Consider the following 23242-nt stretch of genomic DNA (forward strand, 5'->3'; position numbering starts at 1 on the left):
CACCAACCAGTCAGGGCTCTGAGATGACGAACGAAGAGAAGCTTCGCGGCTACCTCAAGAAAGCGACCAACGATCTGCTGATCGCTCGCGCCCGCTTGCGGGAACTCGAGTCCGGCGAACAGGAGCCGATCGCCATCGTCGGGATGGCCTGCCGCTATCCCGGTGGCGTGACCTCGCCGGAGGAGCTGTGGGAGCTGGCGTACTCGGGCGGGGACGGGATCTCTGGGTTCCCGGACAACCGCGGCTGGGACATCGGCGGGCTGTTCGACGACTACCCCGGCGAACGCGGGACGAGCTACGCGCGTGAGGGCGGGTTCCTGCCCGACGCCGCCGATTTCGACGCGGGCTTCTTCGGCATCTCGCCGCGTGAGGCGCTGGCCATGGACCCGCAGCAGCGATTGTTGCTGGAGACCTCGTGGGAGGCGATCGAGCGTGCCGGGATCGATCCTGCCTCGCTGCGCGGCAGTGAAAGCGGCGTCTTCGTCGGCGTGATCTACCACGACTATGGGTCGTCGAAGACGGTCGAGTTTCCCGAAGACGTCGAGGGCTACCTCGCCACCGGCAACGCCGGCGGCGTGATGTCGGGCCGCCTGGCCTACACGTTCGGGCTGGAGGGCCCGGCCGTCACCATCGACACGGCGTGCTCATCCTCCTTGGTCGCGCTGCACTTGGCCGGGCAGGCGCTGCGTTCCGGTGAGTGCGACCTCGCGCTGGCCGGTGGAGTGACGGTGATGGCCACCCCGGGCACGTTCGTCGAATTCAGCAGGCAGGGCGGGCTCGCCGCCGATGGCCGGTGCAAGTCTTTCAGCGATTCCGCCGACGGCACCAGCTGGTCCGAGGGCGTCGGCATCCTCGTGGTGGAGCGCCTTTCGGACGCCCGGCGCAAGGGGCACCACGTCCTGGCCGTGGTGCGAGGCACCGCGGTCAACTCCGACGGCGCGTCGAACGGGCTTACCGCGCCCAGCGGTCCGTCTCAGCAACGGGTGATCCGGCAGGCGCTGACCACCGCCGGGCTCGCCGCGGTCGATGTTGACGTAGTAGAGGCGCACGGGACGGGTACGACCCTCGGCGACCCGATCGAAGCGCAGGCGCTGCTCGCCACTTACGGCCAAGGACGGCCGGCGGACCGTCCGCTGCTGCTCGGGTCGGTCAAGTCGAACTTCGGGCACACCCAGGCCGCGGCGGGGGTGGCGGGGATCATCAAGATGGTAATGGCGATGCGGCATGGTGTTGTCCCGCAGAGCCTGCACGCGGAGGCGCCTTCCAGCAAGGTCGACTGGGACAGCGGCGCGGTGGTGCTGGCGACGGAACGGGTGCCGTGGCCGGATGCGGGCCGGCTCCGGCGCGCGGGTGTGTCTTCGTTCGGTATCAGCGGGACGAACGCGCACGTGATCCTGGAACAGGCGCCCGAATCCCCGGTAGCGCCACCGGCGACCGACACCGTGGTCCGGCCGTGGGTGCTTTCCGGCCGCTCGCCAGAGGCCCTGCGCGCGCAGGCGGAGCGGCTTCTGTCCTTTGTGGAGCAAAATCCCGAGATCGGCGCCGCGCCCGTCGGCAGGGCGCTGGCTCTTTCGCGAGCGCCGTTCAAGCATCGTGCGGCGGTCGTGGGCACCGGCTTGGCCGACTTCCGTGCGGGCCTGGCTTCGCCGAACCTGCTCACCGGGATCGCCACTGGCGGAGCGAAGACGGCGTTCGTTTTCGCCGGTCAGGGCAGCCAGCGGGTGGGGATGGGGCGCGAGCTGCACGCCCGGTTCCCGGCGTTCGCCGAGGCTTTCGACGCCGTGGCCGCCCAGCTTGAGCTCGACCTCCTGGCAGCCGACGAGGAGACCTTGGGGCAAACCGAGTTCACGCAGCCGGCTTTGTTCGCGCTGGAAGTGGCTCTGTTCCGGTTGCTGGACTCGTGGGGTATCGCGCCCGATTTCGTGGCGGGGCATTCGATCGGTGAGATCGCCGCCGCACACGTTTCGGGCGTGCTGTCTCTCAAGGATGCCTGTGTGCTGGTTTCCGCTCGTGGCCGTCTGATGCAGGCGTTGCCCGCCGGTGGTGTGATGGTGGCGGTCCAGGCTTCGGAGGCGGACTTGCCTCCGCTGCCAGATGGTGTGTCACTGGCGGCGGTGAACGGCCCGCGGTCGGTGGTGATCGCCGGGACCGAAGCGGCAGTGTCGCAAGTGGACGGATTCAAGAGCCGGCGCCTGCAAGTGGGTCACGCGTTCCATTCGGCGTTGATGGAGCCGATGCTGGCGGAGTTCCGCGCGGTCATCGCGGACCTCTCGTTCGGACAGCCGTCGATCCCCGCGGTGTCCACGGTGACCGGGGCGGTGGTGACCGAAGAATGGGGCGATCCCGAATACTGGGTCCGCCATGTCCGGGAGACTGTGCGGTTCGCCGAGGGGGTGCACGCCCTTGAAGCGGCCGGCGCCGCAGTTTTCGTAGAACTCGGCCCGGACGGTGTGCTGTCCGCCTTGATCCACGAGAATCTGGCTGATGCCGTCGCGATCCCGTTGCTGCGCGAGGACCGCGGCGAGGAGGAAACCGCCGTTACCGCGCTTGCACGCCTTTGGACGGTTGGGGGTACCCCGGACTGGGCCGCGGTGTTCGCCGACGCCCCCGCCGTGCCGGTGGACCTACCGACTTACGCGTTCCAACGGGACCGCTACTGGCCCAAGACCGCCGTGCGGCCCGGTAACGCGGCGGCCCTAGGTCTCGGCGAGATCGACCACCCGATGGTGGGTGCGGGGGTGGAGCTTCCCGGGGCGGACGGTCACGTGTTCACCGGCAGCCTGTCGGTGCGGTCGCATCCCTGGCTCGCGGACCACGTCGTGGCCGGGACCGTACTGTTACCCGGCACGGCGTTGCTCGAACTGGCCCTCCGCGCCGGGGAAGAGGTCGGCTGCGGCCGGGTCGAAGAGCTGACCCTGGAAACCCCGGTGGTTTTGGCCGGGGACACCGCCGTCGCCGTCCAGGTGGTCGTGGAGGCGCCGGACGAGTCCGGCCGGCGGGCGCTGAGCGTCTACACACGGCAGTCCGACGCCCTGGACCAGCTCTGGACCCGGCACGCGAGCGGAGCACTGGCCGGCGCCGGTCGTCCGGCCGCCGAAGAAGGCGGCAGCTGGCCTCCGGCCGGGGCTGAGCCGGTCGACCTCACTGGGCTTTACGACAGGCTGGCCGAAGCCGGTTTCGACTACGGCCCGGCTTTCCGCGGTCTGAGGGCGGTCTGGCGATGCGGCGAGGACTTCTTCGCCGAGGTTTCGCTGAACGAGGACGAACACGCGGACGCGGCCACCTTCGGCCTGCACCCCGCGCTGCTCGACGCTGCGCTGCACGTCTCGGGGCTGCACGTCTCGGGGTTGGACGGTGAAACCGGGCGGCTTCCGTTCTCCTGGACGGGGGTGACCCCGCACGCAGCCGGAGTCCCGGCGGCGCGCGTCCGGCTCACGCCGCTCGGTGCGGACCGGCTCGCACTCGAAGTGTCCGACCAGCTCGGGCAGCCGGTGCTGTCGGTGGAGTCGCTGATCTTGCGTCCCGTCGACGTCGGCGTCTCCGGCAGCCCGGCCGTGAAAGTGGGACGGGACTCGCTCTTCCGGCTCGACTGGATTCCGCTGGAAGCCGATGCCGGGATCCCCGGCGAACCCGTGATCGTGCTCGGCGAGGACCAGGGCGCGCCCGGCGTGACCTCGTTCTCCGACCTCGCCGAACTGGCGGCCGCGGTGGACGACGGAATGGCCGTGCCCGGCACCGTCTACGTCCCGCTCGAGACTGAGCTGGCCGACGTGCCAGGCGCCGTGCGTGCGGCGACCGCCGAAGTGCTCGGGCTGATGCGGACCTGGCTGGCCGACGTCCGGTTCTCGGGTTCGCGGATGGCGTTCGTGACACAGGGCGCGCTGCCCGTCGGGGATCTGCTCGACGTCGCCGCCGCCTCGGTGTGGGGCCTGGTGCGCTCGGCGCAGTCGGAGCACCCGAACCGGTTCACGCTGATCGACTTCGACGGCGAAGCGGAATCACTGGCCGTGTTGCCGATGGCTGCCGCTTCGGGCGAGCCGCAGGCCGTGGTGCGTGACGGCGAGATCCAGGTCGGCAGACTGACGCGGATTCCAGCGGGATACTCGGCGCCGCAGTGGGACGTCGACGGGACCGTGCTGATCACCGGTGGAACCGGCAGCCTTGGCGGGCTGCTTGCCCGGCACCTCGTGGCCGGACGCGGAGTGCGAAACCTGGTGCTGCTGAGCCGCCGCGGTAGCGAAGCGGCCGGGGCCGCCGAGTTGGTCGCGGAGCTGACCGCGCTCGGTGCCGAGGTCCGGGTGGCGGCCTGCGACGCCGCCGACCGCGACGCGCTCGCCGAGGTTCTCGCGTCGATCCCCGCCGAGCACCCGTTGACCGCGGTGATCCACGCCGCCGGGGTGCTCGACGACGGCGTGCTCGACGCTCTTACACCCGAGCGCCTGGATACCGTCCTGCGCGCGAAGGCCGACGCGGCCTGGCACCTGCACGAGCTGACGCGGGACCTCGACCTCGCGGCGTTCATCCTGTTCTCCTCGGCCGCCGGAGTGTTCGGGAGCGCGGGGCAGGGCAGCTACGCGGCAGCGAACACCTTCCTCGACGGCCTGGCCCAGTATCGGCGCGGGCTCCGCCTTCCGGGGCTGTCACTTGCCTGGGGTGCCTGGGTGCCCTCCGGCGGGATGACCGCCGGGCTCGCCGACTCGGACATCCGCCGGATGGACCGTGCCGGTTTCCCGCCGCTGAGCCACGACCAGGGCCTGGCGCTGTTCGACCTGGCCGCCGCGGAATCGGGCGTGGTGGTCGCGATGCGGCTGGACAGCCGCGTCGTGCGGCGCCAGCCACAGATCCCATCGGTGCTGCGCGGCCTGGTGCATGCGCCGCTGCGCCGCTCGGCGGCCGCAGATGTGGCGCGACCGGGAACCTTGCTGGACCGGCTCGCGAGGGCCGACGTCTCTGAGACCAGGGCGGCGGCCGTGCTGGACCTGGTCCGTGGCCAGGCCGCGGCGGTGCTGGGGCATTCGAGCGCGACGGCGATCGATGCCGGACAGGCGTTCGGGGAGGTGGGCTTCGACTCGCTGACCGCCGTCGAGCTGCGGAACCGGTTAACCGCGGAAACCGGGCTGTCCCTGCCCTCGACGCTGATCTTCGACTACCCCACCCCCGGACTGCTGGCCGAGTTCATGCTGGCCGAGATCACCGGCGGCGAGTCGACGGTGCCGACCCCTGTGCGGGCCAGTGCCCCGGCCACGGACGATCCGATCGTGATCGTGGGTATGGCGTGCCGCTTCCCGGATGGGGTGACTTCGCCCGAAGAACTGTGGGATCTGGTGGCCACCGGCCGGGACGGGGTCACCGGCTTCCCCACCGATCGCGGCTGGGATCTCGAGGGGCTGTACAACCCGGATCCGGACAATTGGGGGACCTCGTACACGCGTGAGGGCGGTTTCCTGCATGAGGCCGCGGAATTCGACCCCCATTTCTTCGGGATTTCGCCGCGTGAGGCGTTGGCGATGGATCCGCAGCAGCGGTTGCTGTTGGAGACGTCGTGGGAGGCGTTCGAGCGTGCGGGGATCGACCCGACGACGGTGAAGGGCACCGCGGGCGGGGTGTTCGTCGGTTCGATCTACCACGACTACACCTTGTCCTCGCTGGCGCAGTTCCCGCGTGATGTCGAGGGCTATCTGGGCATCAGCAGCGCGGGCAGTGTGGTGTCGGGGCGGTTGGCGTATCAGTTTGGGTTTGAGGGGCCGGCGGTGACGGTGGATACGGCGTGTTCGTCGTCGTTGGTGGCGTTGCACCTTGCTTGTCAGGCACTGCGGTCGGGGGAGTGTGACCTGGCGTTGGCCGGTGGGGTCACGGTGATGTCCACGCCGGGTGCGTTCATTTCCTTCAGCCGTCAGCGGGCGTTGTCGCCTGATGGCCGGTGTAAGTCGTTTGCGGAGGCGGCTGATGGTACGGGGTGGGCTGAGGGTGCCGGGGTGTTGGTGGTGGAGCGGTTGTCGGATGCACGGCGGCGGGGGCATGAGGTGCTGGCGGTGGTGTGTGGCAGTGCGGTGAATTCCGATGGTGCCTCCAATGGGTTGACCGCGCCGAATGGTCCGTCGCAGCAGCGGGTGATCCGGCAGGCGCTCGCGGCTTCAGGTCTGTCCACCTCGGATGTCGATGTGGTGGACGCACATGGCACGGGCACGAAACTGGGTGATCCGATCGAGGCGCAGGCGTTGCTGGCGACGTATGGGCAGGACCGGGATGTGCCGTTGTTGCTGGGTTCGGTGAAGTCGAACATCGGGCATACCCAGGCCGCGGCCGGGGTGGCGGGAATCATCAAGATGGTCATGGCGATGCGGCACGGCATGGTGCCACCGACGTTGCATGTGGATCAGCCGTCCTCGCATGTGGACTGGGCCAGTGGCGCGGTGGAGTTGGCGACCGAGTCGGTGTCCTGGCCACAGGCCGGGCGTCCGCGCCGGGCCGGGGTGTCCTCGTTCGGGATCAGTGGCACCAACGCCCATGTGATCATCGAGGCCGCGCCGGCAGCCGGTGTGGCCGAGGCGGTGTCGGCGGTCGAGGGGGCGCCGGCAGCCGAGGTTGCCGGGGCGGACGAAGCGGTGTCCACTGTGGTGCCATGGATTCTGTCCGGTAAGTCGCCGCAGGCCGTGCGCGAGCAGGCGGCGCGACTGGTGTCGTTCGCGGACGGGCAACGCCCGCTGGATGTGGGTTTCTCGCTGGCCACCACGCGGGCGGTGTTCGAGCATCGTGCGGCTGTCTGCGATCTGGACGGTCTGCGCTCGCTCGCTGAGGGGGTGCCCGCAGCGGGTGTGTTCGAGGGATTCACCCGGGATGCGGTCCGGACGGCATTCGTGTTCGCCGGTCAGGGCAGTCAGCGGGTGAGGATGGGGCAGGAGCTCTACGCCCGGTTCCCGGTGTTCGCCGAGGCCTTCGACGCCGTCTCCGATCGGCTCGGCAATCCGGTGCTCGACAACGAGGAGCTGCTGGGACAAACCGAATTCACGCAGCCGGCTTTGTTCGCGCTCGAAGTGGCTCTGTTCCGGTTGCTGGAGTCCTGGGGCGTCATCCCCGATTTCGTGGCGGGGCATTCGATCGGTGAGATCGCGGCCGCGCATGTCGCCGGTGTGCTGTCCCTTGAGGACGCTTGTGTGCTGGTGCGCGCGCGTGGCCGTCTGATGCAGGCGTTGCCCGCCGGTGGTGTGATGGTGGCGGTCCAGGCTTCGGAGGCGGATTTGTCACCGCTGCCGAATGGTGTGTCACTGGCGGCGGTGAACGGCCCGCGTTCGGTGGTGATCGCCGGGACCGAGACCGCGGTGTCGTCGGTCGACGGTTTCCAGACCCGCCGGTTGAACGTCAGCCATGCGTTCCACTCCGCCCTGATGGATCCGATGCTGGACGAGTTCCGCCGGGTTGTCGAAGGACTTTCGTTCGGACGATCGGCGATTTCGGCGGTATCGACGGTGACCGGCGCGCTGGTGACCGACGAGTGGAGCGAACCGGAATACTGGGTCCGCCACGTCCGGGAGACGGTCCGCTTCGCCGACGGCGTGCACGCGCTCGAAGCGGCTGGTGTCACCACGTTCGTCGAAGTGGGCCCTGACGGTGTGCTGTCCGCGATGGTCCAGGAGAACCTGGCCGATGCCACCGCGGTGCCGTTGCTGCGCAAGGACCGCGGTGAGGAAGCCGCGATCGCCGCAGCACTCGGGGAGCTGTACGTCCACGGGATCAATCCCGACTGGCCGGTGCTGTTCGCGGGCGGTCGCCGGGTGGAACTGCCGACGTACGCCTTCCAGCGCGAGCGGTTCTGGCCCAAGCCAAAGCCCGCCGCCGGCGACGCCTCAGCACTGGGGTTGCGCTCCGCCGAACACCCGCTGCTGGGCGCCGCCGTGGAACTTCCCGGCTCCGGCGGGTTCCTGCTGACGACCCGGCTGTCGGTCGCTCTGTACCCGTGGCTGGCCGACCACGCGGTCGCGGGCACGGTGCTGCTACCCGGCACGGCGTTCCTCGAACTGGTGATCAGGGCCGCGGATGAAGCCGGCTGCGGCCGGGTCGAGGAACTCACCCTGGAGACGCCGTTAGTGCTGCCAGGACAGGAGTCGGTCGCGGTGCAGGTGGTCGTGGACGCGCCCGGCGAGTCCGGGCTGCGCGCGGTGGCCGTGTACTCGGCCACCGACGACGGCTGGACCCGGCACGCCAGCGGATTCCTGGCATCCGCGGGGAGGCCCGCTGCTTTCGACCTCACCGTGTGGCCGCCCGAGGGTGCGGAGCCGGTCACTCTCGACGGGTTCTATGAACGCTTCGCCGAGGCCGGGTTCGCCTACGGCCCGGCGTTCCAGGGCCTCGCTTCGGTGTGGCGGCGCGGCGAAGAGATCTTCGCCCAAGTCGATCCCGGTGTGGTCGACACGAGCGGGTTCGGCCTGCACCCGGCGCTGCTGGACGCGGCCGTGCAGTCCGCGGTGCTCGCCGGTCTGGCCGAGACCGGAGGCGGACGGCTGCCGTTCTTGTGGAGCGGGGTTTCCCTGTATGCCAACGGTGCTTCGGCGTTACGGGTGCGGGTGAGCCGGTCTGGCGAAGAAGCCGTGTCGCTCGAGGTGTCCGACCAGCTCGGTCAGCCGGTCGCTTGGGTGGAGTCACTGACCCTGCGCCCGGTCGACCTGGCCGGTCTGTCGAACACCCAGGCAGGCCCGGACGCGTTGTTCCGGCTGGACTGGACGCCGATGCCCGCCGGGGCTCCTGGTACCGCGGCCGTGCTCGGCGAGCTCCCCGGTTTCGAGTCCTATGTGGACCTGGACGCGCTGGGCGCGGCGATCGACGCCGGTCTGCCTGTGCCCGAGTCGGTGTTGATCCCGGTCGCGACCGATCCCATTGAGGTTCCGGCCGCTGTGCGCGCGGTGACTTCCGAAGTGCTGAGCTTGGTGCAAGCTTGGCTCGCGGACCCGCGCTTCGCCGACGCGTGCGCGGTGTTTCTGACCCGGAACGCGGTATCCGGCGGCGAACTCGTGGACGTCGCGGCCGCGCCGGTGTGGGGACTCGTCCGCACTGCCCAGACCGAGCACCCTGGCCGCTTCACGCTCATCGACCACGATGGCGACCCCGTTTCCGTGGCGGCCCTGCCGGGGGCGGTCGCACTGGGCGAACCTCAGGCTGTCGTGCGTGGCGGGGAGATCCGGGTCGGTCGGTTGGCGCGCGCCGCCGCAGACGGTTTGACGTTGCCTGAGGGTGATGTTCCGTGGCGGTTGGGTGTTGGTGTTAAGGGTACGTTGGAGAATCTTGTGGTGGTGCCTGCGCCGGAGTTGGCGGGGGCGTTGGGTGTGGGTCAGGTGCGGGTTGGTGTGCGTGCGGCTGGGGTGAATTTTCGGGATGTGCTGACGGTGTTGGGGATGTATCCGGGTGATAACCGTTTGGTGGGTAGGGAGGGTGCTGGGGTTGTTTTGGAGGTGGGTCCTGGGGTGACCGGGTTGGTGCCTGGTGATCGGGTGTTCGGTGGCTTTGAAGGCGGTCTTGGTTCGTTGGCGGTGTCTGATCAGCGGTTGCTTGTGAAGGTTCCGGCTGGGTGGTCTTTTGCGGACGCGGCCACGGTTCCTGTGGTGTTCATGACCGCGTACTACGGTTTGAAGGATCTGGCCGGGCTTCGTCCCGGTGAGTCGGTTCTGGTGCATGCCGGCGCGGGTGGTGTGGGTATGGCCGCGATTCAGCTGGCGCGGTGGTGGGGTGCTGAGGTTTTCGCGACGGCGAGTCCGTCTAAATGGGACAGTCTTCGTGAGCTGGGTGTCCCGGATGATCATATTGCTTCGTCGCGGACGGTGGAGTTCGAGCAGCGGTTCGGTGAGGTCACCGGCGGTCGTGGTGTTGATGTGGTGCTGAACTCGCTGACCGGTGAGTTCGTGGACGCGTCGTTGCGGCTGCTGGCGCCGGGTGGCCGGTTCTTGGAGATGGGCAAGACCGATGTGCGTGCGGTCTCTGACGTGGCCTATCGGGCGTTTGACTTGTTCGAGGCCGGGCTTGACCGGATGCAGGCCATGCTGGCGGATTTGGTGGATCTGTTTCATGCGGGTGCGGTGCGGCCGTTGCCGCTGCGGAGCTGGGATGTGCGCCGGGTGGTCGAGGCGTTCCGGTTCATGAGCCAGGCCCGTCATGTCGGCAAGATCGTGGTGACCGTGCCGGTGCCGTGGGATCGGTGTGGCACCGTGTTGATCACTGGTGGTACCGGTGGGTTGGGGCGGTTGCTGGCGCGGCATCTGGTTGTCGAGCATGGGGTGCGTAGCCTGTTGTTGCTCAGCCGGCGGGGTCCGGACGCCGAGGGTGCGGCGGAGCTGGTCGCGGAGCTGAATGGGCACGGTGCCGAGGTCCGGGTGGTGGCTTGCGATGCCGCTGACCGTGACGCGTTGGCCGCGGTGCTCGCGTCTGAGCGGCTGACCGCGGTCATCCACACCGCCGGGGTGCTTGACGATGGCATCGTCAGTGCCTTGACGCCGGAGCGGTTGGACGCTGTGCTGCGCCCGAAGGTCGATGCGGCCTGGAATCTTCATGAACTGACCAAGGATCACGATCTTGCCGCGTTCGTCCTGTTTTCCTCGGCGGCGGGGGTGTTGGGGGGTGCGGGTCAGGCCAACTATGCCGCCGCGAACACTTTCCTCGACGCGTTGGCCGAGTACCGGCAGGGGCTTGGCCTGCCCGGTCTCTCGCTGGCCTGGGGCGCGTGGGAGCAGTCGGGTGGGATGACGGCCGGGCTGGGTGAGGCCGACCTTCAGCGGATGACGCGCTCGGGCATGCCACCACTACCCAACGCGCAAGGCCTGGCCCTGTTCGACACGGCGTCCGCGCTGCGCGACGCGATGCTCCTGGCGGTGCCGCTCGATTTGCGTGTCCTGCGGAACCTATCCGAGATCCCGCCGATCCTGCGCGGCGTCGTCCGCGGGCCGGTACGGCGGTCCGCCGCGGCCACGGGGACGATCGGTTCGGCGAGCCTGCGCGACCGGCTGTCCAAACTGGACCACCAAGACCGCCGCACGGCGATGGTCGACCTCGTCCGCGCGCAGGCCGCTGTGGTGCTCGGACATCCTGGCATCGAGATGGTCGACGCCGGGCGGGCGTTCACCGACCTGGGCTTCGACTCGCTGACCACCGTGGAACTCCGCAACCGGCTCAACACGGCCACCGGGCTACGGCTCCCGGCAACGGTGATCTTCGACTATCCGACTCCGGAGGTGCTGGCGGACCATTTGCTCGGTGAACTCTTCAGCACTCAGATGCTCGCCACGCCAGCCCCGGCCACTGTGCCGGTGTCGGATGATCCGATCGTGATCGTCGGCATGGCCTGCCGGTACCCGGGCGAGGTGGCCTCGCCGGAGGACCTCTGGCGGCTCGTGTCCACCGGCGGTGAAGGGATCGGGGAGTTCCCCGAGAACCGCGGCTGGGACCTCGACTTCCTGTTCGACGAGGACCCCGACCGGCCGGGCAAGAGCTACACACGCCACGGTGGCTTTCTCTACCAGGCACCTGATTTCGATTCCGGGTTTTTCGGGATTTCGCCGCGTGAGGCGTTGGCGATGGATCCGCAGCAGCGGTTGTTGCTGGAGACGTCGTGGGAGGCGTTCGAGGGTGCGGGGATCGATCCCACGTTGCTGCGGGGTAGCCGGGGCGGGGTGTTCGTCGGTGCGATTCACTACGACTATTTCGCATCCCCGTTGACGCAGTTCTCGCATGACGTCGAGGGGTATCGCGCCATTGGCAATACTTCCAGTGTGGTGTCGGGGCGGTTGGCTTATCAGTTTGGGTTTGAGGGGCCGGCGGTGACGGTGGATACGGCGTGTTCGTCGTCGTTGGTGGCGTTGCATCTTGCTGGTCAGGCGTTGCGGTCGGGGGAGTGTGATCTGGCGTTGGCCGGTGGGGTGACGGTGATGTCCACGCCGGGTGCGTTTGTGGATTTCAGTCGTCAGCGGGTGTTGTCGCGTGATGGCCGGTGTAAGTCGTTCGCGGAGGCGGCTGATGGTACGGGGTGGTCTGAGGGTGTGGGGGTGTTGGTGGTGGAGCGGCTCTCGGATGCGCGGCGGTGGGGGCATGAGGTGCTGGCGGTGGTGTGTGGGAGTGCGGTGAATTCGGATGGCGCGTCGAATGGGTTGACCGCGCCGAATGGTCCGTCGCAGCAGCGGGTGATCCGGCAGGCACTGGCGGTGTCGGGCTTGTCGGGTTCGGATGTTGATGTGGTGGAGGCGCATGGCACGGGTACGAGGCTGGGTGATCCGATCGAGGCGCAGGCGTTGCTGGCGACGTATGGGCAGGACCGGGATGTGCCGTTGTTGTTGGGTTCGGTGAAGTCGAATATCGGGCATACCCAGGCCGCGGCGGGGGTGGCGGGGATCATCAAGATGGTCATGGCGATGCGGCACGGCATGGTGCCACCGACGTTGCATGTGGACCGGCCGTCCTCGCATGTGGACTGGGCTGGTGGCGCGGTGGAGTTGGCGACCGAGCCGGTGTCCTGGCCACAGGCCGGGCGCCCGCGGCGGGCGGGGGTGTCCTCGTTCGGGATCAGCGGTACCAACGCACACGTGATCATCGAAACCGCCCCCGCAGCCGACGTGACCGATGCGGCCGAGCCGGCCGATGCGGCCGAGCCTGCTGAGGTGGCCGGGGCGGTGTCGGCTGTGGTGCCGTGGGTGGTGTCCGGTAAGTCACCGGGGGCGGTGCGGGAGCAGGCGGCGCGGCTGGTGTCGTTGGTGGAGGGACAGGACCTGTCGGATGTGGGTTTCTCGTTGGCCACCACGCGGGCGGTGTTCGAGCATCGTGCGGTGGTGGTCGGTGACCGGCAGTCGTTGGCGGTGGGGTTGGCGGCGTTGGCGGGGGGTGGGTCTGTGCCGGGGGTGGTGGTGGGTGCGGCGGGAACGGTGGGCAAGGTGGTTTTCGTGTTCCCGGGGCAGGGGTCGCAGTGGTTGGGGATGGCGGGTGGGTTGCTGGGTTCGTCGCGGGTGTTCGCGGACTCGATGGCGGAGTGTGCGGCGGTGTTGTCGGAGTTCACCGACTGGTGGTTGCTGGATGTCCTCGATGACGAGGTGGCGCTGGCGCGGGTGGATGTGTTGCAGCCGGTGTTATGGGCGGTGATGGTGTCGTTGGCGGCGTTGTGGCGATCGTTGGGTGTGGTCCCGGACGCGGTGCTCGGGCATTCCCAGGGCGAGATCGCCGCGGCGTGTGTGGCGGGGGCGTTGTCGTTGCGGGACGCGGCCCGGGTGGTCGTGTTACGCAGCCGGGCGTTGCGGGTGCTGGCCGGGGGTGGTGGCATGGTGGCGGTGTCGCTGCCGGTGGCCGAGGTCGAGGGGTATGCGCGGCGGTATGGGGTGTCGGTGGCGGCGGTCAACGGTGCGTCGTCGGTGGTGGTTTCCGGTGATGTGCCGGCGTTGGACGGGTTGGTCGAGGAGTGGGTGGCGGCGGGGGTGCGGGCACGCCGGATCGTGGTGGATTACGGGTCGCATTCCGGTCAGGTCGATGTGATTCGGGAGCAGATCCTGCAGGATCTCGCGGGAATCACTCCCGTGGCGGCGCGGATTCCGTTGTATTCCACGGTGACCGGCGAGGTGCTGGACACCACCGGGATGGATGCCGGTTACTGGTACCGGAATTTGCGTGAGACCGTCCGGTTCCAGCAGGCCACCGAGTCTTTGCTGGCCGGGGGGTTCGGGGTGTTCGTGGAGGTCAGTCCCCATCCGGTGCTGACTCCCGCGATCACCGACACCGCCGGGGAGCAGGCGCTGGTGGTCGGGTCGTTGCGTCGCGGCGAGGGTGGCCTGGACCGGTTTCTGCGGTCGGTCGCGGAAGTGCATGTCCGTGGCGTGGGTGTGGACTGGGCCCCGGTTTTTCCGGGTGCGCGCCGGGTGAGCCTGCCGACGTATCCGTTCCAGCGTGAACGCTACTGGCCCGAGGTGGTGGCCGGTGCTGGTGATGTGACCGCGGCCGGGCTGGGCACGGTGGATCACCCCCTGCTCGGCGCCGGGGTCGAACTTCCCGGTATGGACGGCTATGTGTTCACCGGTCGTGTCTCCCTGCGCACCCATCCCTGGCTGGCCCAGCACACCGTGGCCGGGAGGGTCCTGTTCCCCGCTACGGGTTATGTCGAACTCGCGTTCCGGGCGGGTGATCAGACCGGTTGTGACCACCTCGAAGAACTCACCCTGGAAAAACCTCTCGTGCTTCCCGACACCGGTGGGGTACGGATCCAGATCGCGGTGGAAAGCCCTGATGAGTCCGGCCGGCGGGTGTTCCGTGTCCACTCTCGCACCGATGAGGACACCGAGACGGTCTGGGTCTGCCACGCGACCGGTGTGCTCTCCACCAGCGGACACATGACGTCGATCGAGCCCGAGAGAACTGCTTGGCCCCCGCCCGGTGCCGAACCGATCGACCTGGAGGGCTTCTACCAGCGACTGGCCGACGCGGACTTCGGCTACGGCCCGGTGTTTCAGGGACTGACCGCCGCATGGCGTCACGGTGACGAGATCGTCGCCGAAGCCGCGCTACCCGAGGGCATCGACCCACACGGATTCGGGCTGCACCCGGCACTTTTCGACGCGGCCCTGCACACGGCGGCGTTCGCCGGGTTCGACGGGCCTGCCGGCCGGATGCCGTTCTCGTGGAACGGGGTCTTCCTGCACGCCACCGGCGCTACGCACCTGCGGGTGCGACTACGACGGACCGGCACGGACACCATCTCACTCACGCTGGCCGATCCGGCCGGGGCACCGGTGGCGTCCGTAGAGGCATTGACCCTGCGTCCGGCATCGGCGGGAGCCTCGCACGCGACGGCCGCGTCACCCCGGGCCTGGGTGGGACAAGAGTCGCTGTTCCGCCTTGAGTGGACGCCGGCGCCTGCCGCCGCGGTGGCCCCGGCCGGCCCCGTAGCCGTACTGGGCGATCTGGCGTTGCCGGGAGGGGAGTCCGTGCGCACCCTGGCGGACCTGGTCGAGGCGCCCGAAACGGTGGTCATCCCGCTCGTCGCCACTGCGGGCTCGACCGTGCCGGAGGCGGTCCGTGAGCTGACCGCCAGGGTCCTGGACCTGATCCACATCTGGCTGTCCGACTCCCGGTTCGCCGGGGTGCGAGCGGTGTTTGTGACCACTGGTGCTGTGGGTGGTGTGTCGGATCTTGCTGCTTCCGCGGTGTGGGGGTTGGTGCGTTCGGCGCAGGTGGAGCATCCGGGCAGGTTCGGGATTGTCGATGTCGATGGGGGCGCCGTTTCTGCCGGGGCGGTCGCGGTGGCCGTGGGCTCCGGTGAGCCGCAGGCCGTGGTTCGTGGTGGTGAGGTGTTCGCGGCTCGGTTGGCGCGGGTGTCGGCGGGTGGCGGGCTGGTGCCTGCGGTGGGTGTTCCGTGGGGGGTGGATGCCGGCGGGCGTGGCACGGTGTTGATTACCGGTGGCACGGGTGGTGTGGGTGCTCTGCTGGCTCGTCATCTGGTGGTTGAGCGTGGAGTGCGGCGTTTGTTGTTGCTCAGTCGCCGCGGTGGCGGGGCCGAGTTGGTCGCGGAGTTGGCCACGTATGGCGCGGAGGTTCGTGTTGTCGCGTGTGATGTCGCCGATCTTGACGCGTTGGCTGGTGTGCTCGGGTCGGTTCCGGTGGAGCATCCGTTGACGGCGGTGATTCATGCCGCTGGGGTGCTTGATGATGGTGTGATCGAGTCGTTGACTCCGCAACGGCTGGATGTCGTGTTACGGCCAAAAGTGGATGCGGCGTGGAATCTGCATGAGCTGACCCGCGATTGTGATCTCGCCGCGTTTGTGATGTTTTCTTCGGTTGCTGGGGTGTTCGGTGGTGCTGGGCAGGGTAATTACGCGGCGGCGAACACGTTTTTGGATGCGCTGGCGGAGTATCGTCAGAGTCTGGGGTTGCCGGGTCAGGCGCTCGCGTGGGGTTTGTGGGATCAGCGCAGCGGGATGACCGGGCATCTTGGTGCGGCGGATCTTCGCCGGATGGCGCGTTCCGGGATGCCGCCGATGTCCACCGAGCAGGGCCTGGCGCTGTTCGACAGGGCCACCGGCCTCGCCGATGCCGTCGTGGTCGCGACCCCACTGGATTTCCGTGCGCTCCGGAGCCGGCCGGAAATTCCGCCGGTTTTCACGGGGCTGGTCCGGGCCGCGGTCCGGCGGTCGGCCGCGACAGCCGGCCGACCGGGTTCGGAGACGCTGCGTGATCGACTGGCCGTGCTCGACGCCGCGTCGCGCCGCGCGGCGGTGCTCGACGTGGTATGCGGTCAGGTCGCTGTCGTGCTGGGACACGCCGACGGCGGCGTGGTCGGCGCGGAGCAGGTGTTCACCGAACTGGGCTTCGACTCGCTGACCGCGGTGGAGCTGCGCAACCGGTTGAACGCCGAGACCGGCCTGCGGCTTCCCCCGACGCTGGTCTTCGACTACCCGACCCCGGCCACGCTCGCCGACCGCTTGCTCGCGGAACTGTTGGGCGACGGCGACCAGGGCCGCGTGCCGACACGGACCATCGCGTCTCCGTCCGACGACCCAATCGTGATCGTCGGCATGGCGTGCCGTTTCCCCGGCGGGGTCGAGTCACCTGAGGACCTCTGGCGCCTGCTCGTGGCGGGTGCGGAGGCCCATGGAGAGTTCCCCCTCGACCGCGGCTGGGACCTCGACGGCCTGTACGACCCGGACCCCGGCCATGTCGGCACGACGTACGCGCGTCATGGCGGTTTCCTTTATGACGCGGCCGAATTCGACGCCGGTTTCTTCGGGATTTCGCCGCGCGAGGCGATGGCGATGGACCCGCAGCAGCGGTTGCTGCTGGAGACCTCTTGGCAGGCCTTCGAACGCGCTGGGATCGACGTCGCCTCGATCAAGGGCAGCACCGCTGGTGTGTTCGTCGGCGCCACCCACACCGGCTACGCCGAGGCGCTGACCCGTATGCCCGCCGCCACCGAACTCCAAGGCCACATCGGCACCGGCAACACGGCGAGCGTCATGTCGGGCCGGTTGGCCTACACCTTCGGTCTCGAAGGACCCGCGGTGACCGTCGACACGGCGTGCTCGTCTTCCCTGGTGGCACTCCATCTGGCGGTTCAGGCACTGAGTTCCGGGGAGTGCGACCTGGCGTTGGTCGGCGGGGTGACAGTAATGGCGACGCCCGCGCTCTTCGTCGAGTTCAGCAGGCAGCGCGGGCTCGCGCCGGACGGCCGGAGCAAGGCGTTCGCGGACGCCGCCGACGGCGTCGGCTGGTCCGAGGGTGTCGGTATGCTCGTGGTGGAGCGGCTGGCGAAGGCCCGCAGGCTCGGCCACGAGGTGCTCGCCGTCGTGCGCGGCACAGCGGTCAACCAAGACGGCGCGTCCAACGGCCTGACCGCCCCGAACGGCCCGTCGCAGCAACGGGTCATCCGGCAGGCACTGGCGACCGCGGATCTGTCCACTCAGGACGTCGATGCGGTCGAAGCGCACGGCACCGGCACCACGCTCGGCGACCCGATCGAGGCACAGGCACTGCTGGCGACGTACGGCAGGGACCGCGTGGAGGGGCAGCCGCTGTGGCTCGGTTCGGTGAAGTCGAACATCGGGCACACCCAGGCCGCGGCCGGTGTGGCCGGGGTGATCAAGATGGTGATGGCGCTGCGAAACGGTGTCCTGCCACAGACGTTGCACGTGGACACCCCGTCGACCCATGTGGACTGGGACAGCGGAGACGTCCGCTTGCTGACCGAGGCCGTGGACTGGCCGGAGGTCGGCCGCGCGCGTCGCGGTGGGGTGTCCTCGTTCGGGATCAGCGGGACCAACGCGCACGCCATCTTGGAACAGGCTCCGGCGGCCCCTGTCACAGCGGCACCGGTTCCCCGGCCCGTGGTGCTGCCATGGGTGGTGTCCGGGAAAACGCCCGGGGCCGTCCGCGCGCAGGCCGCACGGCTCGCGGCCTACCTCAGGGAAACGACCGATGTCACGGCTGCGGATGTCGCGATTTCCCTGGCCGCGCACCGGTCGGCGCTTGAGCACCGTGCGGTGCTCGTCGGCGAGAACTACGAAGAACTGCTGAACTCCGTGACTGAACTGGGCCAGGGCGGTTGCTCCGCAAACCTGGTCGAGGGCACGGCTCATGGACGAAGCCGGACGGCGTTCCTGTTCGCCGGTCAGGGGAGTCAGCGGGCCGGGATGGGCAAGGAGCTCTACGCCCGGTTCCCGGTGTTCGCGGAAGCCTTCGACGCGGTGTCGGCCGCGTTGGGCTCCCCGGTCGCCGATGATGAGGAGTCGTTGGCGCTGACCGGGTTCACGCAACCCGCGTTGTTCGCTCTGGAAGTGTCGCTGTTCCGGCTCGTGGAGTCATGGGGGATTGTTCCGGATTTCGTGGCCGGGCATTCGATCGGCGAGATCGCCGCCGCACACGTGTCGGGTGTCTTGTCTCTCGAGGATGCTGGCTTGCTGGTGCGCGCGCGTGGTCGCCTGATGCAGGCATTGCCCGCCGGTGGCGTGATGGTCGCCGTTGAGGCCACGGAAGACGAGCTTTCGCCGTTGCCGGAAGGTGTTTCGCTGGCGGCCGTGAATGGCCCGCGGTCGGTGGTGATCGCCGGGACCGAGGCGGCCGTGTCACAGGTGGATGGTTTCCGGAGCCGACGCTTGAAGGTGAGCCATGCGTTCCATTCGGCGTTGATGGAGCCAATGCTGGACGAATTCCGCGAGGTTGTGACGGGGCTGTCGTTCGGCGCGCCGTCGATCGCGGCGGTGTCGACGGTGACCGGTGGGATCGTCTCGGACGAGTGGCGTGACCCGGAGTACTGGGTTCGGCAGGTCCGCGAGACGGTGCGGTTCGCCGACGGGGTGAGGGCGCTGGAGGCCGCGGGTGTCACGGCGTTCGTGGAGCTCGGCCCGGACGGCGCGCTGTCCGCACTGGTCCAGGAGAACCTGGTGGGCACCGCAGCGATTCCGCTGGTGCGCAAGGACCGTGACGAGGAGAAGTCGGCCGTCAGCGCGCTGGCGGAGCTGTTCGTCCTCGGCGTCGAACCGGACTGGGCCAAGGTGATCGCCGCCGGCCGCCGAGTGGAACTGCCGACCTACGCGTTCCAGCGCGAGCGCTACTGGCCGACAGCAGTCACCGGCTCGGGTAACGCCGCTTCGCTGGGGCTGGGCGCGACGGACCACCCGCTGCTGGGGGCTGCGGTCGAACTGCCGGAGTCCGGCGGATTCCTGTTCACCAGCCGCCTTTCGCTGGCTTCGCACCCGTGGCTGGCCGAGCACACGGTCGGCGGGGTGGTCCTGTTTCCCGGCACCGCGTTCCTGGAACTCGCGGTTCACGCTGGTGACGAGGTCGGCTGCGGGCACGTCGACGAGCTGGTCCTGGAAGTACCGCTGGTCCTGCCGCACGACGGCAGCGTCCAGATCCAGGTGGTGCTCGGCGGCTCGGACGAGGCGGGCGCCCGCACGGTGAGCGTCTACTCCCGTGGTGAGGACGTCCAGTGGACCCGCCACGCCAGGGGTGTCGTTTCCGTCGAGGCCCAGCCTGCGGGGGAAGCGGTTCCGTGGCCGCCCGTGAACGCGGAGCCGATCGGGCTCGACGGGTTCTACCAGCAGCTTGCTGATGCCGGTTTCGACTACGGTCCGCTTTTCCAGGGACTGAAGTCGGTGTGGCGGCGCGGCGAAGAGATCTTCGCCGAAGTCGATCCGGGTGTGGTCGACACGGGCGGGTTCGGCCTGCACCCGGCGCTGCTGGACGCGGCCGTGCACTCCGCCGTTTTCGCGGGTGTCGGCGGGCCGCGCCCCGACGTGCTTTCTCCCTCGGGTGCGACATCACCCGAGGGAGGCCAGTTGCCGTTCTCCTGGAACGGGGTTTCGCTGCACGCCACCGGCGCTACCTCGCTGCGGGTACGGCTGAGTCTGTCGGGGCCGGCCACCGTGTCCCTCGAAGTCGCGGACCAGACCGGGCAGCCGGTCGTTTCGGTGCGAGCGCTGACCCTGCGCCCGGTCGACACCGGCGCGCTGTCCGTGGCCAACCAGGACGCCCTGTTCCGGCTCCAGTGGCTGCCCGTGCCGGCGGGGACACCGGGTTCCCTTGCCGTGCTGGGTGAACTGGCAGTCCCCGGTACACCGGTCTTCACTGCGCTCTCCGAGCTCGACATCGTGCCCGAAACCCTGCTGATCCCGATCGCCTCGGGCCCGGGAGAGGTTTCCGACGCCGTGCGAGAGGTGACCGGCCGCGTGCTGGACCTCGTGCAAACCTGGCTCGCCGCGCCTCGGTTCGCCAGGTCCCGCGCTTTTTTCGTGACTCGCGGAGCGATTGCCGAGGGCAGTGCCGCGGAAAGCGCCGTCGACCTCGCCGCAGCCTCGGTCTGGGGCCTGGTGCGCTCCGCCCAGTCGGAGAACCCTGGCCGTTTCGGACTGGTAGACCTCGACTCGGAAGACGCTTCTCTCGAAGCCCTGCCGGGGGCGGTGGCCTCCGGTGAGCCGCAGGTAATCGTTCGCGCGGGTGAGATCCGGGGCGGGCGGCTCGTCCGGGTGCCATCGAGCGGCGCGCTGGAGCCACCGTCCGGTCTGGCGTTGCCTGGTACCGTGCCGGTGCCGTGGGATCGGTGTGGCACCGTGTTGATCACTGGTGGTACCGGTGGGTTGGGGCGGTTGCTGGCGCGGCATCTGGTTGTCGAGCATGGGGTGCGTAGCCTGTTGTTGCTCAGCCGCCGAGGTCCGGACGCCGAGGGTGCGGCGGAGCTGGTCGCGGAGCTGAATGGGCACGGTGCCGAGGTCCGGGTGGTGGCTTGCGATGCCGCTGACCGTGACGCGTTGGCCGCGGTGCTCGCGTCTGAGCGGTTGACCGCGGTTATCCACACCGCCGGGGTGCTTGACGATGGCATCGTCAGTGCCTTGACGCCGGAGCGGTTGGACGCTGTGCTGCGCCCGAAGGTCGATGCGGCCTGGAATCTTCATGAACTGACCAAGGATCACGATCTTGCCGCGTTCGTCCTGTTTTCCTCGGCGGCGGGGGTGTTGGGGGGTGCGGGTCAGGCCAACTATGCCGCCGCGAACACTTTCCTCGACGCGTTGGCCGAGTACCGGCAGGGGCTTGGCCTGCCCGGTCTCTCGCTGGCCTGGGGCGCGTGGGAGCAGTCCGGTGGGATGACGGCCGGGCTGGGTGAGGCCGACCTCCAGCGGATGACGCGCTCGGGCATGCCACCACTACCCAACGCGCAAGGTCTGGCCTTGTTCGACACGGCGCTCCGCTCGGACCACCCGGCCGTGGTGCCCGCCAGCCTCGACCTGGCCGTCCTGCGTGGGCTCGGTGAGATGCCGCACCTGCTCCGTGACGTCGTGCGCAAACCCGTCCGTGGCGCCACCCGCCGCGCGAGTCCAGCGTCCGCTGAAATCGTCGCGGACCGCTTGGCCGGACTGGTCGGGGCCGAGCGTGACCAAGCCATAGTCGACCTGGTGCGCATGGAGATCGCCGCTGTGCTCGGACACAAGGGCGTCGAGGGCATCGAACCCGGCAACGCCCTGCAGGAACTCGGTTTCGATTCGCTGACCTCGGTGCAGCTGCGCAACCGGCTCAATCTGGCGACCGGCCTCAATCTGCTGCCGACCCTGGCGTTCGACCATCCGACGATCGGGGAGCTAGCCGCCCACCTCGCCGCTGAACTCGCCGAATCCGCCGGGGCCGCACCTGCGGCTGAGGTTACGGCTCTGGTCGAGGACGGCGCCCCGGACGTCCTGGTCGAGGAGGGCGCCCCGGACGTCGTCAGCCACCTCTACCGGGAGGCGCACGACGCCGGGCAGTTCCAGCTCGCCAGTGATCTGCTGATGAGCGTCGCCAGGCTGCGGCCCACGTTCTCCGACTCCGCCGAGCTGGAGCGCAAGCCCAAACCGGTCCGCCTCGTCGTCGGGGACAGCGGGACGCACCTGGTCTGCTTCACCCCGATCGTGCCGATGACCGGTGCGAACTTGTACTACCCGCTTGCCGCTGCCCTGCCCGGCGGACTCACCGTGTCGGCGCTAGCTTCACCGGGCTTCGTCGGGGGCGAGAAGCTCCCGGCGGACGCTTCAGTGCTGGTCTCGCTGCAGGCGGAGACGGTCGCCGAGCATGTCGGCGAGGCACCGTTTGTGCTCGCGGGCATGTCCTCGGGCGGAATCCTCGCGCACACCACGGCGAAACGCCTGGCGGACTTGGGGAAGCCACCGCGCGCAGTGATCCTCTTTGACACCTACGCCATGCACGACGTCTCAGTGCTTGAGACCGGCCCGCAATTCATGACGGCGATGTTCGAGCGCGCGGCGGGCGTGGTATCGATCGACAGCACCAGGCTGTCCGCCTACGAATGGACCTGCCGTCTATTCGGTCGCTGGGATCCGGAACCGATGCCGGTGCCCACCCTGCTGATTCGCGCGTCCGAACCGATGAGCCCGGACCTGGCGGGGAAGAACTGGAGGACCAATCTGGACGGCGTGTCCACGATCGTCGAGGTGCCAGGGAATCACTACTCGCTGATGGAGGAGTTCGCCGCGTCGACGGCCCAGGTCGTCCACGACTGGCTGCAAACACTGGACTGAAAACCGTACCACCGGGCACTGAGAGCGAATTCATGTCCGAAACTGTGGCTCTTCGAAGTTAGCCGGGATCGCCCGCGCTGAGGTGAACCTCGGTCCCCGGTGCTTCGGCGAGCTCGTTGGCAACCAGGACGGAGCAGTTGAAGACCACGCCGGTTAAAGCTGTCTGCCAACGCGCGTGCTACCTGTACCGCCGTGGTCACCGCGTCGATGACAACCGTCTGAGCAGGCTCGGCGAGATCCTCCCCTGCCCGGTGACCTGCGGATGGTGTTGCCGGAGCGTGGCGCTCGATAACCGATGACCTCGGGAAATGAGCTGCCAGCCGGGAGGGAGTCGGACGCGGCCGTAGTACTGGTTGAGCCGAGCGGACAACACAACCGCCGGTGAGGGAAGGGCCGCTGCTTCGTCGATGCGCACGGTTGACAGTGGAGGTGCCTGGTGAGTGCCGCTTCGGCTAGACGAATAAGTCTGAATACGATCAGTGATCGTAGGCGGTGAGCGAGCGAGTGACTGGCTGGCCGGGCGGAAGTTGTGCCAGATCGCGGCGGCCAGGGCCAGCACGTGTGCCCGCCGTCCTTGGTGCTGGTGTTGCCCGGGTGCGCGTCAGCGCGGGTGTGGTCTGGCCGGTAGCTCTCCGCCACGATCCTCTGGTCGTGTCCCGGTCACACCTGGCCGACGCCGCAACCGATGCTGGTGGGCACGTCTGCCGATGGCCACCTTCGCATGGCGGAAGAAC

General features: G+C 68.8%; 1 protein-coding gene. It reads left to right on the top strand.

The genetic code is table 11. The features are described 5' to 3' along the window. Window positions 1-23: 23 nt before the first annotated feature. Window positions 24-22508 (top strand): SDR family NAD(P)-dependent oxidoreductase, encoded by a 22485-nt coding sequence (locus tag ACRXBZ_RS35470; protein ID WP_433882783.1) that lies wholly within the window; start codon window positions 24-26, stop codon window positions 22506-22508. Window positions 22509-23242 lie beyond the last annotated feature (734 nt).

The sequence above is a fragment of the Saccharopolyspora hattusasensis genome (genome assembly GCF_050972075.1).
Classification (GTDB): domain Bacteria; phylum Actinomycetota; class Actinomycetes; order Mycobacteriales; family Pseudonocardiaceae; genus Saccharopolyspora; species Saccharopolyspora hattusasensis.